Below are 15,709 nucleotides of genomic sequence, written 5' to 3' on the forward strand. Positions count from 1 at the left end.
GATCCGCACGATGCCCGGCGTAGATCAGGCGTGCAGTGTGAAGCCGATCCCGCGGACGGTGTGGATGAGGGGCGGGATGCCGCTCGATGCGAGCTTGCGGCGCAACGAGCTGACGCACATGTTGAGCACGTTGGTGCGGGCTTCGCCGGGATAGCCCCAGACGGTACGGAGGAGGTGTGGGCGGCTGACGACACGGCCCGCGTTCTCGGTGAGGATGCCCATCAGTTCGAATTCGGTTCTGGTCAGGAGAATTCGGGCGTCGTGTATTTCGGCTGCCCTGCGCGCAACATCCAGGGCGATGTACGCGGGGTGTGACGGATTCAGTGCCGGGGGTGCGAGGCGCCGGAGCAACGCGCGTAGCCTGGCGATGGCTTCATCGTGGACAACCGGGGCAATCAAGACGTCGTCGGCGCCCGCCTCGAGGAACTCGCACACGCTGTCGGAGCCGGTCGGTTGCGGTCCGGTGATCACCACGATGCCGATGTCCGGTTCTGCAATTCTGACGTCCCGTAAAACCGCGAGGCCGTCGAAGCACGGGACTCGGGAGTCGATGATGACGACATCGGGTCGCTCAGGCGTGGACTGCACGGCTGCTCCGCGGATCACGCGGAAGCCGGCGTCGGCTGAGAGCCGGGTGATGAGTGACGCCTCACCGTGTGGTGGGAGGGCGAGGATGATCGCTGGTGTCGAGGCAGGAGTGAGCGGTGAGGTCATTCGCGATGTCCGAGGTGGTGTGTGGGTGCCGGCTGGGGCACGCCCCGCGACTGTGTGGGCGGCGGAGTAGGGGTGAGGGTCAGACGAGTTCGGCCTGGTAGTCGATGTCCGGACGTAGTGCCGCCCAGCCGAATCCCAGTGCCGCGCAGAGCTGGATCAGCAGCAGCAGCCATCGTGCGACGCCGCCCTGTCCGCCGAGCAGGACGTCGTAGTTCTGCACGGCGAGCCATCCGACCACCGCGAACCCGAGGAGTGCGCCGGCGGGTGCCACCTTGGTTTTCCAGATGCTCGTCTCCAGGCGGGTGCGGGCGAAGAAGGCGATGATCGACGCCGAGGTGAGGGCGAGGATCACGATGAGCGAGACGGTGCCCAGGGACAGCAACCAGCTGAAGGTGACGGTGATCGGGTCCGCGCCGGCGAGTTCGAAGACAGCGAGGATGATCGCGAGCGCGACGCCGACTACCAAGGCGGCCGCAGCGGGGGTGCCGGTCTTGGCGTTGGCTTCACCGAGGCGGTGCGGCAGCACTTTCGCTCGTCCCAGCGCATAGAGGTAGCGGGAGAGCATGTTCTGGAAGCCGATGAGCATGGCGATGAAACTGGTGACCACCAGGATTTCCATCACCGTGCTCAACCAGGCACCGACTTCGGCCTCGGCGATGGCGAACACGAATCCGGCCGGGTCGTCGGTGGCGGCGGCCTGGACGGCGTCCGCGCCGACTGAGTTGCCCAGCGCCCAGGTCGTCAGGGCGTAGAAGACGCCGATGAACGCGATCGAGGTGTACACGGCGCGAGGAATGGTGCGGTGTGGGTCCTTCGCCTCCTCGGAGAAGACGACGGTGGCCTCGAAACCGGTGAAGCAGGTGATGCAGAACAGGAACGCCACACCGAGCCCCGGACCGACCAGCGCGGACGGATCGAAGGCCGCCAGCGAGTTCCCCGAGACGCCGCCCCCGAAAATGATCGCGACGTCCAGGACGACGAAGGCGGCGACCTCGAGCAGCACGAGCAGCCCCAGCACCTTCAGGCTGACGTCGACACCGCGGACGGTGAGTGCGGTGACCACGGCCAAGGTGGCGAACAGCAGCACCCACGCCGGCACGTCGACACCGAGTTTGTCGGTGATCAACTGTTGCGCGAACACCGAGTACTGGGACCACAGGGCCGCCTGCAGCGCCGTATAGGCCAGGATGGCCAGCCCGGCGGCGGCAGTGGCCAGTCGCGGCCCGAATCCCTGCGCGATGTACGCGACGAAGCCGCCGGCATTGGTGATGTGCCGGCTCATCGTCACATACCCCACGGAGAAGACGACGAACAACAGGGCCGCCAGCAGATACGTCGCGGGGGCGGCGACGCCGTTGACGGAGAAGACGACGGGAGAGGCGCCGACGATCGCGGCCATCGGGGCGACTGCGGCGACGACGAAGAACACGATCGCCGCGACCCCGAGCCTGCCGGCCCGCAACCCCGCCCGCCCCTCCCCGGGGGGCTCGTTGTGACCGGTGTTCTGCGGCGGGACGGCCTGGTGGGGAGGGGTGGACATTGGAGCCTCCGAAGAAAGACATTCGCGGGGTAGTGCGGGGTGGGTGTCGCGGCGTGTTCGTGGTTGACAGTTGGCGGACGGATCCGCGTCAGGCCGTGGGTCCGGGGCGGGCGTCGTCGACGGACGGGGTGCGTTCGAATTCGCGCGCGTACGAGCCCATGGTTATGTTGACCAGGTCACCGCTCTGCTGGTCGATGCCGAATTGGATGCCGACGGTGCGGAGAGCGTTCAGGTCGACCAGGACCATGCCCTCGACGCCGACGTTCTTCTCCAGCCAGGAGAACAGGTACGTGTTCTCGCGCAGCTTCCAGTAGGTGCAGCTGTCGGTGTCCCCCACTCCCAGCTCGGCACCGCCGATGCACAGCCAGGTGAAGAGGTTCTCGTTGAGGTAGACGTGGTCGTAGACGTCGTCGCCGCTGTAGGCGTAGCGCACCCGGCGCCCGATCAGCTCGTCGGTCGGCTCGTGGGCGTCGGCCGCGGTGGCGGTGCTGCCGGCGATCTGGCCCTGGAACCACCGCTGGCGGGCGAGGTGAGGGTTGGGGCCGAGTCCGAGTTCGCCGACCGCGCCGGTGACCTGACCGGTGGTCAGATCGAGCGCCGCGCTGACGACGACCGGGTGGTCCTCGCCGCTGCGCCGGTAGTGCAGGTAGAACAGTCCGGGTTGCATCTCGAACAGTTCGTAAGTCTCGGTGCCGGCCTGCTCGCCGGTGCGCCAGCTCAGTTCTCCTTCGGAAAATGCGTGGGTGAGGGTGAACTCGTCACCCGAATCCACGAAGCGGGCGTTCAGGCTGAGTTCCCGGCCGTCGAGGGCGCGGCTGTAGGCGGGCCGGTATTCGTCGAAGCCGTCGGCCATCTCGCTCAGCGACGCCCAGTCGTCCTTGTTCCAGCTGAAGGCCGAGGTAGTGGAGGTGCTCATGGTGTCAGGTGTCCTTGAATCTGTGGAGGGATTTCCGGTGGGTCGTTCGGGGCCGGGTCAGCCGAGGTTGACCCAGACGCCCTTGGTCTCGGTGAATTCGTCGATGGCGTTGGAGCTCATCTCCCGGCCCCATCCGCTGGAACCGAATCCGCCCCACGGGGCGGCGGGATCGAGGAACGGCAGCATGTTGACGAAGACACTGCCGGCGTGGATCGACGCGGCGAGGTTGTGCGCCAGCTCGAGGTCCTTGGTCCAAATGCAGGCGGCCAGACCGTAATCGGTGTCGTTGGCGCGGGCGGCGAGCTCGTCGGCGTCGTCATAGGACAGGATCGACAACACCGGCCCGAAGATCTCTTCCCGGGCGATGGTCATGTCGTCACGCACACCCGAGAACACGGTGGGCGCGAAGAAGTTCCCGCCGGACAACTCTCCGCCGACGCGGCTGCCGCCGGTCACCAACTGCGCGCCCTCGGCGACCCCGGCGTTGACCAGCCGCTCGACGTGGTCGGCGTGCTCGGGCGAGGCCAGCGGGCCGATCACCGTCTCGGGCGACATGCCGGGACCGATCGGCAGCACGCTCGCCGCCGCGGCGATCTTCTCGGTGAACTCGTCCACCCTCTTCGAGTCGACGAAGAACCGCGTGTAGGCGGCACACACCTGACCGCTGTTGAGCAGGGCGCCCTGTAGGTTCCCCGCGACCGCTGCGTCGATATCCGCATCTCGCGCAATGACACTCGGTGCCTTGCCGCCGAGTTCGAGGGTGACGCGCTTGAGGTTGCCCGAGGCGGCGACGACGATCTGCTTACCGACCGCGGTCGACCCGGTGAACGACACCTTGTCGACGTCGACGTGCTCGGTGAGGGCCTTGCCCGCCTCGGGGCCGCCGGTCAGGCAGTTCACGACTCCGGGCGGGAAACCGGCGTCCACGCACAGCCCGGCCAGGAACACGGTGCTCAGCGGCGTCTGTTCGGCGGGCTTGAGGATCACCGTGTTGCCGCAGGCCAGCGCCGGGGCCAGCTTCCAGGCGGCGATCATCAGCGGGAAGTTCCACGGAGTGATCAGGGCACACACTCCGACCGGTTCCCGGCGGGTGTAGTGCATCGTGTTGGGGATCGACACCGCCGAGTTCTTGCCCTCGATCTTGGTGCACCAGCCGGCGTAGTAGCGGAAGACCTCGGCGGCCATGGTGAGGCTGACGGTCTTCGCGACCCCGAGCGGCTGGCCCTGGTCGCGGGTTTCGAGTTCGGCGAGTTCGTCCGCGTGCTGCTCGATCAGGTCGGCGACCTTCCACAGCAGCCGTGCGCGGGCGGCGGGCACCAGTGCCTTCCACGCCGGATCGGTCAGCGCCTGCCGCGCCGCCGCGACCGCGGCGTCGACGTCCGCTGCGCCGGCGTCCGCGACCGTGCCCAGAGGCTCACCCGTCGCCGGATCGTAGGTCTTGAACTCGGCACCGGACCGGGCCGGAACCCACCGGCCGTCGATCAGCAACTGCTCGCGCACATCCATTGTGAGAACTCCTCGAAATACTCGTGACCAGGTCACGTGACGTGAGTCTCACTCTGCTCCGGGATCTGTGGGAATGCATTGCCGAAGTCCGTACAAGCATTGACTAATCCCGCACACCTTCGGCGGCGACAGGTCAATCGAGAGCGCCACGGCCGACGGACGACGAGGCGGGGCGGGCGGCGAAGCGACAACGCACGACGACCGGAGGCGAATACCATGTCACCAGAACCTATTTGAGGGAGCACGGAGCCACGCACCTCACTCGACAAGCGTGCGCAGAAACCGGCGCAGGTGCGCGAGCGCGGCCTCGTTGAGTTCGGGGCGGTCAAGGGTGATCTGCTGAAAGATCAGTCCGTCGGCGGCCGCGATGAACAGCTGAGCCATCGCCTCGTCGCAGTCGATTCCGCCGTGCGCCAACTCCTCACGGAGGGCCTGCCGATAGGTGCCGTACAGAGACTCGACGTGCGGACGCAGCTCGGGACTGCGCCGCGATTCGAGGATCAGTTCGTACTGGAAGGCCTGCTCGTCAGGATTGACTACGACCATCCCGATCAGTCCGGCGAAGATCGCGTCGAGATCACCGGTGCCGGGCCGGGTACTGATCGAGGTGACGCTGTTCTCGACGGAATACTGCAGGGCAGCTTCGAGCAGGGCGTCGCGGCTGCCGAAGTGGTGGGCGACGAGGCCGTGCGTGACGTTCGCCTCGCGGGCGACGCCGCGGTAGGTCAGATGTCGCAACCCCTGGGCGGCGACGACACGGACGGCGGCGGCGAGCAGCGCCTGCCTGCCCTCGCCATACATCGGCGAACTCCGACCCGGTGTGGACGCAACAGCGGTCATCGGTGTCCTCCAACATTCTTTTCATCTATCCACTTGACTAGTTGTACAGCACGGGGCATATTTGTGCCACTGATCACATCTATCCATCTGGATATTTCGCCTCTCTTCGCTCGCGGTCCGCTTCGACCGCGCCATTGCCCTCGGCACTCAGAAGGAGCCCCCACCATGACGAACACGGCGGACCACGAACCGCAGGCCACACTCACTGACCGGGAGGCGTCCGGCGCAGTCGCCATCGTCACCGGCGGCGGGAGCGGGATCGGCGCTGCCACCGCGCAGGCGCTCACGGCCGTCGGCTGGTCCGTTGCGATCTGCGGGCGGCGGGCGGAAGCCCTCGAGCGCGTGGCCGACGCCACCGGGGCACATCCGATCGTCACCGACACCACCGACAAGGCCGCCGTGGCCCGCCTCGTCGAGAGCACCGTCACCCGCTTCGGGCGCCTGGACGGACTGGTCCTCAACGCCGGAGTCGTCCGCCCCGGGCCGGTCGGCGAATTGTCCGACAGCGATTGGGCGGCGATGGTCGAGACCAACCTCACCGCCCCCTACCGCCTGCTGCACACCGCCCTGCCGCACCTCGTCAGGAGCAGCGGGGCAGTAGTCGGCGTGTCCTCGGTCAGCGGGCTGCGCGCCTCGGGCGGAACCCCCGGCTACAACGCCACCAAGGCGGGACTGAGCATGTTGCTGCAGTCGGTCGCCGTCGACTACGGGCCGCGAGGAGTGCGCGCCAACGTCGTCTGCCCCGGTTGGACCCGCACCGAGATGGCCGACGAGGAAATGGCCCAACTCGGCGGTGAACGCGGCGTCGACGCGGAGCAGGCCTATCGCCTCGCCTCCGCACTCGTCCCGTTGCCTCGGCCCGCGTATGCCGCCGAAGTTGCCGCCACCATTGCGTGGCTGCTCTCCCCCGCCGCTTCCTATGTCAACGCCGCCGTGCTGCCGGTGGACGGCGGGCACAGCGCGGTCGACGTCGGCACCGTCTCCCTCGACCCACGATTCTCGCTCGCCGTCCCCATGCCCTGACGGACCACAGTGCGAACTGCTCAAATCGACGCCCCTACCCACGATGGAAAGAAGAACCGATGCCTACCGCGTTGCTCAACGGCCGCATCTACACCGTCGACCCGGCCGCACCCTGGGTGCAGGCCGTTCTGGTCGACAACGGCGTCTTCACGGTCGTCGGGTCCGACGACGACGTCCGTGACGCCGCCCCGGACGGTACCGAATTCGTCGACCTCGACGGCCGCATGGCGATGCCCGGACTGCACGATGCCCATACCCATCTGCTGTTCAGCGGGTTGAAGTTTCGCTACGAGACCCGCCTGACACCGGGTGGCTCCCCGAAGGAGATCGTGCACGACCTCGGTCACTGCAGATGCGCCGAACTCGTCGACGAGGACGTGCAGCCCTGGATCGTCGGCGGCGAGTTCGTTCCTGCCGACTTCGCCGCGGGAGAACTGGACCGCAAATTCCTCGACGAAGCGTTTCCTGATCAGCCGGTGTTCTTGTACGACTACACCATTCACCACGCCCTGGCCAACTCCACCGCACTCGACCTCGCCGGGCTCTCCGAAGACTCGGTGGACCCACCTGGTGGCCGACTGGTCCGCCGGGAAGGGACGAACGAGCTGACCGGGGAACTCGTCGAGCAGGCCCGCTGGCCCGTCATGCGCGCCATGTCCGATTACCGTGCCGACATCTATCGTGACGCGGTTGCCTGGGCGGCGTCGGTGTGCCATCGGTACGGCATCACGTCCGTCCAGGAGGCCTCCGCGTCTCCGCAGGCGCTCGCGGCCTACCGGGACCTCGACCGGGACGGCGCACTGAACTTGCACGTTGCCGCGCACCTGGTCTGGAAGGAGGAGGGTTTCGGCATGGCCGATACCGCCGAACTCGACCGCACCATCGCCGAACGGGCGACGTTCACCAGTGAACATCTGGACACCGAACGCATCAAGATCTGGCTCGACGGGTCACCCCTGCCGCCGCACATGACACAGGCGGACCTCGACGCCCACGGCAGCGTCGACCCCACCAACATTCTCGTCGACGAAGATCAACTCACCGAGGTGCTACGCGGATTCGACGCGGCCGGATTGTCGGTGAAAATTCACTGCGCCGGTGCGGGTTCCGTGCGCGCCGCACTCGACGCCTTCGAGACCGTCCGCCGGATCAACGGCACACGCGGCCCAGCTCACGAGATCGCGCACTGCCCATTCATCCACGACGACGACTACAAGAGATTCGGCCAGCTCGACGTGATCGCCGAGATGTCGCCCGCGATCTGGCACCTCGACATTCCCGGGCACGACGATGCATTCAAATTCCGCACCATCCTCGACTCGGGTGCCACGATGACCGTTGGCTCGGACTGGATCATCACCCCGAATCCGAACCTGTTCCCTGCCCTTCAGGGCATGCTGCAACGCGGAGACGAGGCCGTCGATCTCGCCACCGCTGTGTATCTGATGACCCTCGGCGGCGCACGGGTCGTCGGTCGCGACCACGTGCAGGGCACGATCACCCCCGGGAAGTCCGGCGACCTGATCGTGCTCGACCGCAACATCTTCGAGGTCCCTTCCGAGCACGTCGGATCCACGCAGGTGCTGCGGACCCTCTTCGAGGGGCGCACCGTCTTCGACGCCGAAATATCGACCGCCACCGATCTTCATCAGCGCTGAGCGCAGTACACCCCTACCAACCGTTGACCAATCCTGGAGGACCCACCGTGTCCAATCCCGATTTCGACATCGTCGCAGCCTTGTACGAGGCGTGGAACACCCGAGACATCGCGGCCTGGGTCGATTCCTTCACCCCCGACGCGACCTGGACGAATCTGCCCACCGGAGAGATCCATGCGGGCCACGACGGGATGGCGGACAACTACCGGCACTGGGACGGGCCGTTCCGCGACGGAACGTGCGAGAAGCTGACCTTCGCGGGGGGGGACGGTCTTGTCGTCACGGAGTTCGTCGCCGTCGGCACCCACACCGGCCCCCTCCCGACCCCGGACGGAGACGACATCCGCCCCACCGGTCGCACACTGTCGGTTCCCTTCTGCGACATCCACCGGGTCGAGAACGGCCGGATCGCTTCGACCCGGCGGTATTGGGATCAGCTCACCGTTCTCACCCAGCTCGGACTGCAGTGAATCCAACTTCCCCCAATCACGAAGGACCACCCGATGCCCCACACTCTCGACGGTCGACGCACCCCCTTCGACAGCACCGATCCCAACTCCAGGGGACGCGTGGCACTGATCGTTCTCTTCTCCTCCGTTGTCGGCACTCTCCTGCTCATGGCTCCTGCCGTGGCCAGTCAGCTCCAACTTCAGCTGGGACTGAATCCCTCGCAGACGGGTGACTTGTTCTCTGCCGAACTCGGTGCGATGAGCTTCGCCTCGATCCCCGCACTGTGGTGGATGAAGAGATTCAACATCCGGACGATGTCCACGATCTTCGGCGTGATCTTCATCGCCGGCAACGTCAGCTCCGCGTACATCGATGACTACGGCACCCTACTCGCCGTACGCTTTCTCACCTCCCTCGCGGGCGGGTCGTTGATGGTCCTGTGCATGTCGCTCGCCGCCCAGACCCGCGACCGCAACCGCGTGTACGGACTGTGGGTGATGGGGCAATTGTCCTTCGGGGCGATCGGATTGGCGGTGCTTCCGCACTTCTTCGGCAGCTTCGGAATCGGCATCGTGTACTGGACCCTCGCCGTGCTGATGATCCTCGTTCTCCCGCTCGCACGATTCCTGCCGGAGCGCAACGTCACGGCCGACCACGACGGCAACGACGAGACCGGACCGACGCGCAACTACGTGCTGCGCGCCGCACTCGGACTCGTCGCCGTGCTCGCCTTCTACGTGAGCCTCAGCGGAGTCTGGACGTTCGTCGGCGGCGTTGCCGCGGCATCCACCATCGACACCGAAACCTCGAGTTCGATCCTGTCGGTCGCCACCGTCCTGGGTATCGCCGGTTCTGCGCTGGCCACTGTCCTGGGCTCCCGGCCGAGCACGAGAACCAACCTCCTCGTCGGGTATGTGGCGATGACGCTGTCGGTCGGCCTGCTCGCCGGAATGCCCGGGCTGCTCCGGTTCACCATTGCAGCACTCCTTTTCAAGTTCACCTGGACGTTCATTCTCCCCTACATCATGTCCACCCTGTCCGGCCTGGACCGGTCGGGGCGGGTGGTGAACCTGGCCAACATCGCAATCGGCGGCGGCTTCGCGATCGGCCCGTTCATGGGAGGCCGCCTCGTCGAGAGCGCAGGCGGATACGGAACGTTGATCGCGGTCAGTGCTGCGGGACTGGTCCTGTCGCTGGCACTGATCATCGCTGCCCAACCCCGGCGGATCGCCACGCCTGTCGTCACCACGCCGGTTCCGCAGATGGTCGAGTAGGCGACAACAAACAATGCTGCTGAACAAGCACTTTCAGTCAAGAGCCTGATCGAGGGCACCGCCGGCAGACCGATAGCGGCCGGCGGTGACTCCGAAACGGGTCTTGAACAACCTGGAGAAGTGCGCCGGGTCGGAGAACCCCCAGCGCGCTCCCACGGCGGCCACCGGGAGGTGGCAATGTCGCGGATCGAGGAGATCTCGCCGACACTGCTCGAGTCGGCGCTCCCGGATCCACCCGCCAACGGGGGTGCCGTCCGCCTCGAAGATCTTCTGCAGATGCCGCACCGAAATGTGATGCGCGGCAGCGACCATCGCCGTATCGAGGCCCGGATCCGACAGGTGATCCTCGATGAACGAACCGACCCGAACGCGGAGAGCCGTGTGCCGCGATTCGAGCGACAGGCTGTCGGTGATCTGCAGCTGTTCGGCAAATGCCGCGGCGAGCACATCGAGGACCGCGTCGTTGAGATGCACCGCCACGGCGGGCGCGGTATCGAAGACCCGCTCCCCCAGATCCTTGACGAACGGAGCGACCAGCGCGCCTATGCCCTGGCGGCCGGAGATCCTCCGCGCCGTGAGCTCGGCTATTCCTGTGGGCGGGACCCGCAGCAGCTCGCGCGGGAACATCATGACCAGCATCCGGAACCGATCGTCGAACGAGAGTTGATAGGGCCTCGTCGTGTCGTAGATCGCGAAGTCACCCGGGTCAACGCTGCCTCACGGTCGTCCTGCGTCAGCACGCAGTAGCCGCGGACCTGCAACCCCACCTTGTAGAAACCCGGATCGCTCGCGCGGATCGTCCTCGGAGTGCGGCGCACGGTGTGCGCCGACGCGACAACCTCGGCAACCTGGACCTGACCGAGGGAGGTGCCGTGGATGTAGCCCTCGAAATCGGTGTCCGGGGCAATCGACGTCTCCAGGGGGACGAAGCTGTCGATCACCGACGCTCGGAACGTGTCGAGATCGACGGATCGATTCCGACGTTCGACGATCTCACCCATAGTTGACTCGGTCCTCGATACCGGAGTGCAGGTGCTCCGCCGGCTTCGACGAAGACGGCGATACTCCTCGCCCGGATCTGCTCTGCTGGAGCAGGGCTCGCAGATGCGTGAGGGATCGTTCGGTCAACTCGGGGCAGCCGATGGTGATCTGATGGAAAACCAGGCCGTCGGCGGCCGCATAGATCAGGTGGCTCAAGGCGGGGTCGGGGTCCATCCCGGCGCACTCGAGCTCGAACTGGAGCCCATCGATGTACGCCTGGTAGATCGACTCGACGTACGGGCGCAGTTCCGGCCGGCGTCGGCACTCGAGGATCAGCTCGTACTGGAAGGCTTGATCGTCGGGGTTTTTCTCCACCATCGTCACCAACCCGGCGAAGACGGCGTCGAGATCACCACTTCCCGGACGGGTGCTGATAGAGGTCACGCTGTTGTCCAGGGAGAACTGCAGCGCCGCTTCGAGGAGCGCGTCGCGAGAGCCGAAGTGATGGGCCACCAACCCGTGAGCGACGCCGGCCTCGCGCGCCACCGCCCGGTACGTCAATTTCCGGAGTCCCTGCTCGGCGACCACACGCACGGCCGCTGAAAGGAGGGCGGTGCGGCCCTCTCCGTAGCGGGGCGCCTGACGGGCGGGGTCTTCCTGCGAGCTGCTCATCGTGGTCATTCTCCGATTCTGTACTCGGTCGTCGCCAACCTGGGCCGTTCCGGACCCTGCGAAGAAATTTCTCCCTGTCCACTTGACCAGTTTCTCCACGAGGTGCATTCTATGTGCCATAGATCACTGCTGTCCAGATGGACAGTTCTCGGCCCGGGCGGAAACCCCAATGGCACCCGCGCTCGCCCGACCCGCTGCCGCGTCAACGAATTCGTCCTTCACTTCTCAGGAGTACTGACATGCATTACGACACCGACGTGATCGTCGTCGGCGGTGGATTCGCCGGAATCACCGCCGCCCGGGAACTGACCCGACAGGGCGTGCGGACCGTCGTCCTCGAAGCCCGCGACCGCCTCGGGGGGCGCACCTGGACCCGCGACACGGCCCTCGGCCGGGAGCTGGACATGGGCGGCACCTGGGTGCACTGGATCCAGCCGCACGTGTGGGCCGAGATCAGCCGCTACAACCTGGACCTGGTCGCCAGCCCCGAACTCGACACCGCCTACTGGCGGGTCGGCGACGAGGTCCGCACCGGGACCGCCGGCACCATGCTCGATCTACTCGACGCGTCGATGACCGAGGTCCTCGCCGAGTCCCGCCGGATACTGCCCCAGCCGTACGACTACTTTCCGCTGTCCGACGAGATGAAGACCCTCGACCAGGTCAGCGTGGCCGACAAGATCGCGAGGCTCGACCTCGACCCGCAGCAACGCGCCCTCCTCGACGGCATGTGGGCACTGAACTTCAGCGGCGATCCCGCCCGCAGCGGCTACACCCAGGCCCTGCGCTGGTGTGCCCTCTCCGGCGGCGACTGGAAACTGATGTTCGAGGCGTGCGCCACCTACAAGTTCGCCCGCGGAACCAAGTCGCTTCTCGACGCGATCGCCGCGGACGCGGCCGGCGCCGACATCCGCCTGAACACCACCGTCACCAGCATCGACGAAACGGCCGACGGGATCACCGTCACCTGCGGCGACGGAACCAGCCTGCGCGGCAGAAGGGTGGTGATCACCGTGCCGCTCAACATTCTGGGCAGCATCGCCGTCACCCCCGGACTGTCGCCTCCGAGGGGCAGGCATCGAGCGGAGTGAAGGTCTGGATCCGCGTCAAGGGCGACATCGGGAAGTTCGCCGCCCTCGCCGACAGCGACGCCGTCCTGAACTTCGCACAGTACGAATACCCGATGGACGGAGACAGCGTCTACGTAGATCTCATACTCTCTGCCACTTGCGTGGCGGATGTCGGAGATAGAACGTGTGTCACGGCTACCCGCATCACCGTGCGGCGGTGCGGGTTTGACCGTGTCCCACACCGACGCTTGTGGTGCAGGAACATGCTGTTTCGGAGTCACCCCCACCCGCGGCGTTGCGGTGGGCTGGCTGCGGCGGACCCGGCGATGCCGCGGCCGAGGTGGTGTCGGACTGGTCTTGTCCCGGGACCGGCGCACCGGTGCATGCTCGGCGACCCGGATCGCGGGCAGCTGCCCCCGCCGGCGGATGGCCTTGCCTCTACCCAGGAGCGCGCGTTTGGCCAGGTTCACCCCGGCGACGTGGTCCCGGTTGCCGCCGACCCCGCAGCGGGGGCACCACGCCGTGTGGTAGCCGCCGGGACGGGCGAGCGGTGCGTCGCAGCCCGGACACTGCGCGGACGATCCCCGAGCCGGCACCGACACCACCGCAACACCGACACTCGCGGCAGTGTGCGCAAGGGCGGTGACCGCTTTACGGCGGGCGGACTGCGCGGCCCGATTGTTGTTGACCCGACCGTGCCCGCGGGTCTCGAGGGTCGTGAGGTCCTCGACCGCGATCACCTGCGCGCCCGCCGCCTCGGCGTAATCGGTGACCTGGCGAGCGAAATGGAATCCCAGCTCCCGGTTGATCCTGCCCCGCTTGACGCCCACCGAGGTGCGGTGCTCGTTGAGGACGGCGATCTTTTCCTCCAGCCGGGCGCGGACCTCGGGTGGGGCGGTGGCGGCCAGTTGGGTCAATCGGGCAGCCTTGCGGTGCAGCATCTGCCCCTCGGTCTGTAGGCGGGCGAGTTTGGTCCCGAGGCCGCGGTCGTCGTAGGTGAAGCCCCGGTAATCCGAGGACAGCCCGTCCGGGTTCTCGGTGGTGATGGCGGCGGCACCCAGCGTGGACGGAGACCAGTCGACCCCGACCGCGACGGTCGCCGATCCCAGGTCACAGTCGGGGACGAGTTCGGTCGCCGCGCACCGCCACAGCAGACCCTTCCGGTCGAGGACCAGGGTCGGCAGATGCCAGTCGGTGATCGCCCGGCCGTGCAGGTGCCCGGGGATGGTGGCGGTCAGCCGGACATTGCGCCACTGCGCCCGCCCCGCCGGGGCCGGGCAGGTCGGCAACTTCACCGTGAACACCAACTCACGTTCTGTCGCGGTGATCTGTGCGAGCTGCCGATCGGCGGCGGAGAGCTGGGCCATCGCCGCGACCTGCGGCGGCCCCTGGACGTCGGTGATCCGCAACCGGCCGGCCAGTGCCCCGCCGGTGCGGCGGGCGTGGGCGACGAGCTGGCGCCGCACGCCCCGGGCGAAACCCAACGGCGCGCAGTCCGCGGCGGCGGTGGGTGGGGCTATCCGGCCCGTGGCCGGGTCGAACCGCTCAGACAGTGCCGTGATCGCGGTGTCCCGGTAGGCGAGGGTCCGCAGGGTCGCCATCACCTGCGCCGCTACCACCCTGCTCACCCGCGAGGGCACGTAGATTCCGTCCGGGTAGTGCGGGTTCCAGCCGAGGCGGGCCGCGGCGACGTGGCCCTGTGCGGGCAGCCTGCGATCGTGCCGGTCCCGGCCGGCGGCGAGCACGTCGAACGTCGCCGGCTGCCACAGCCGCGACACCAACTGGCCGCCGGCCGCGGTGATCAGGTCGAGGAGCCACCGCACCCGGGTGTCGACGTCGTCGAGGCCGATCGGTTCGCCGGTCGCGTCGTCGACCGCCACGTGGGCGCGGGTGGTAAACGCGAACTGCCGCGGCGTCGTGGAGACCCCGTCGTTGTTGCTGTGTCGGCCACAGCGCCCGGAGAACGGGCCGGACAACGATGCCGGCGCCGCCGTGACGTCATTCATCGACCCTCCCACCAGCACATGTGACACCCCCCTCTCGTAAGATCTCGACTGTAACGCCGACCTCCGACATGCGCCGCCCGAACCAGCCCACGGGCGAACCGGCCCAATCGATCCCGCGCCACACCACCCGCGCCACCGTGAACCGACGCGCGGCCGCGCCGCCGAGCATCCGGCCCAACCCCGCGCGCCGCCCCCGCGGACTCGGGGCCGCGATCCATGCCCACCCCCGCTACACCTCACCAGTGGCGCTGTCCCGCACCATCTTTTCCCGATCGGCCATCGACGTCCCGTTGTCCCCTCGAGCCCCACACCCGGCAATACACCGCCTCCACCCCCTCTCCGGCGTCGCTCCCGCACACTCCCCTCCGGGCCTGCCCAGAGAGCAGCGAGGTCCGCGCGGTCAATGATTCGGTGACCCGAACCGACACTCCCAGAAGGCCACCGGCCCCATGCCGCCGTATTGCACACCACAACCACCGACATCCCAAGCATTCCGCGGCCTCACCAATTCACACAGGCAGACAATGTCAGAACCCATCAAAGATGCTTCGGTAATTGAGTGAGCGCTGATCATAAGGAAAGTCGGGCGTGGTCGAGGAAGCTGTGACACAGGTCGTAGCTCGAGCCGATCAGGGTCAGCCCGGACTCGGTCGCCACACGGACCTCGTCGAGAGCATCGGGGCACAGGTTGGCCAGTTCGGTGGATTTCATGTTGCCCCAAAACTGTTCGATGGGATTGAGCTCAGGCGCAAACGCAGGGAGGCGTTCGGCGTGGAGCCAGTCGCGTTGGGTGGCCAGCCACGCGGTCATCGCGCGCGACCGGTGGGCCATGAGCCCGTCCCAGATCACGATGACAATCTCGCCGGCGAAATGGGTGCGGAGTTCGGTGAGGAACTCGATGAATTTGTCGGTGCCCTCGGCACCGTCAGTCATGGAGAACACGAATGCGCTGCGGCTGCGGTCGTGTCGATAGGCCAGGACTGGCGGCCATGGACATGCGCTTGAAACGAGAATCGGTGACGCAACACCGGTGTCACGCCTTTCCGCGCCCAGGTTGCT

General features: G+C 67.0%; 12 protein-coding genes and 2 pseudogenes. 5 read left to right on the plus strand and 9 right to left on the minus strand.

The window, feature by feature from the left end; all coding sequences use genetic code 11:
• Nucleotides 1-24: 24 nt before the first annotated feature.
• The 5 genes from BLV94_RS22210 to BLV94_RS22230 form a co-directional block, all read right to left on the minus strand.
• A complete protein-coding gene (locus BLV94_RS22210; protein ID WP_072939078.1) occupies nucleotides 25-714 on the minus strand; it encodes a winged helix-turn-helix transcriptional regulator in 690 nt (229 codons plus the stop codon).
• A 79-nt stretch (nucleotides 715-793) separates the two neighbouring features.
• The gene (locus tag BLV94_RS22215; protein ID WP_072939081.1) at nucleotides 794-2,254 is read right to left on the minus strand and encodes an APC family permease; all 1,461 of its coding nucleotides are present in this window, start codon (nucleotides 2,252-2,254) and stop codon (nucleotides 794-796) included.
• Nucleotides 2,255-2,342: 88 nt separating this feature from the next.
• Nucleotides 2,343-3,170 carry a MoaF C-terminal domain-containing protein gene (locus BLV94_RS22220; RefSeq protein WP_072939084.1) on the minus strand — a complete coding sequence of 276 codons (828 nt, stop codon included), beginning with the start codon at nucleotides 3,168-3,170 and terminating at the stop codon, nucleotides 2,343-2,345.
• A 57-nt stretch (nucleotides 3,171-3,227) separates the two neighbouring features.
• The gene (locus tag BLV94_RS22225; RefSeq protein ID WP_072939086.1) at nucleotides 3,228-4,676 is read right to left on the minus strand and encodes an aldehyde dehydrogenase family protein; all 1,449 of its coding nucleotides are present in this window, start codon (nucleotides 4,674-4,676) and stop codon (nucleotides 3,228-3,230) included.
• 258 nt (nucleotides 4,677-4,934) lie between these two features.
• Complete coding sequence (locus tag BLV94_RS22230; RefSeq protein ID WP_072939089.1) at nucleotides 4,935-5,516, minus strand: TetR/AcrR family transcriptional regulator; 582 nt, start codon at nucleotides 5,514-5,516, stop codon at nucleotides 4,935-4,937.
• A 165-nt stretch (nucleotides 5,517-5,681) separates the two neighbouring features.
• Between BLV94_RS22230 and BLV94_RS22235 the strand changes: the two genes are divergently transcribed.
• The 4 genes from BLV94_RS22235 to BLV94_RS22250 are packed head-to-tail and all read left to right on the plus strand — an operon-like array spanning nucleotide 5,682 to nucleotide 9,921.
• Nucleotides 5,682-6,539 (plus strand): SDR family NAD(P)-dependent oxidoreductase, encoded by an 858-nt coding sequence (locus BLV94_RS22235; protein WP_083395639.1) that lies wholly within the window; start codon nucleotides 5,682-5,684, stop codon nucleotides 6,537-6,539.
• Nucleotides 6,540-6,598: 59 nt separating this feature from the next.
• On the plus strand, nucleotides 6,599-8,197 hold the full coding sequence (locus BLV94_RS22240) for an amidohydrolase (RefSeq protein ID WP_072939091.1): 1,599 nt from the start codon (nucleotides 6,599-6,601) through the stop codon (nucleotides 8,195-8,197).
• Nucleotides 8,198-8,244: 47 nt separating this feature from the next.
• Complete coding sequence (locus tag BLV94_RS22245; protein WP_072939094.1) at nucleotides 8,245-8,667, plus strand: ester cyclase; 423 nt, start codon at nucleotides 8,245-8,247, stop codon at nucleotides 8,665-8,667.
• Nucleotides 8,668-8,700: 33 nt separating this feature from the next.
• Entirely contained in the window at nucleotides 8,701-9,921 is a 1,221-nt protein-coding gene (locus tag BLV94_RS22250) for an MFS transporter (RefSeq protein WP_072939097.1), read from the plus strand.
• A 33-nt stretch (nucleotides 9,922-9,954) separates the two neighbouring features.
• Here the strand turns inward: BLV94_RS22250 and BLV94_RS22255 are convergent.
• Together BLV94_RS22255 and BLV94_RS22260 are read right to left on the minus strand one after the other, a co-directional pair.
• Nucleotides 9,955-10,922 (minus strand): annotated as a pseudogene (locus tag BLV94_RS22255) (AraC-like ligand-binding domain-containing protein).
• Nucleotides 10,915-11,583, minus strand: a complete 669-nt coding sequence (locus tag BLV94_RS22260) for a TetR/AcrR family transcriptional regulator (protein ID WP_072939099.1) — start codon at nucleotides 11,581-11,583, stop codon at nucleotides 10,915-10,917. Before BLV94_RS22260 ends, BLV94_RS22255 begins: the two are co-directional and overlap by 8 nt.
• Before the next feature lie 230 nt (nucleotides 11,584-11,813).
• Between BLV94_RS22260 and BLV94_RS22265 the strand changes: the two genes are divergently transcribed.
• On the plus strand, nucleotides 11,814-12,665 hold the full coding sequence (locus BLV94_RS22265; RefSeq protein ID WP_072939102.1) for a flavin monoamine oxidase family protein: 852 nt from the start codon (nucleotides 11,814-11,816) through the stop codon (nucleotides 12,663-12,665).
• A 109-nt stretch (nucleotides 12,666-12,774) separates the two neighbouring features.
• Here BLV94_RS22265 and BLV94_RS22270 read toward each other — a convergent pair.
• Both BLV94_RS22270 and BLV94_RS22275 read right to left on the minus strand, forming a co-directional pair.
• Nucleotides 12,775-14,650 (minus strand): annotated as a pseudogene (locus tag BLV94_RS22270) (zinc ribbon domain-containing protein).
• A 570-nt stretch (nucleotides 14,651-15,220) separates the two neighbouring features.
• Nucleotides 15,221-15,583: a transposase gene (locus BLV94_RS22275; protein WP_072939104.1), complete on the minus strand. Its 363-nt coding sequence runs from the start codon at nucleotides 15,581-15,583 to the stop codon at nucleotides 15,221-15,223.
• Nucleotides 15,584-15,709 lie beyond the last annotated feature (126 nt).

Origin of the sequence: Rhodococcus koreensis (assembly GCF_900105905.1) — a bacterium.
In the GTDB taxonomy this organism is placed as follows: domain Bacteria; phylum Actinomycetota; class Actinomycetes; order Mycobacteriales; family Mycobacteriaceae; genus Rhodococcus_F; species Rhodococcus_F koreensis.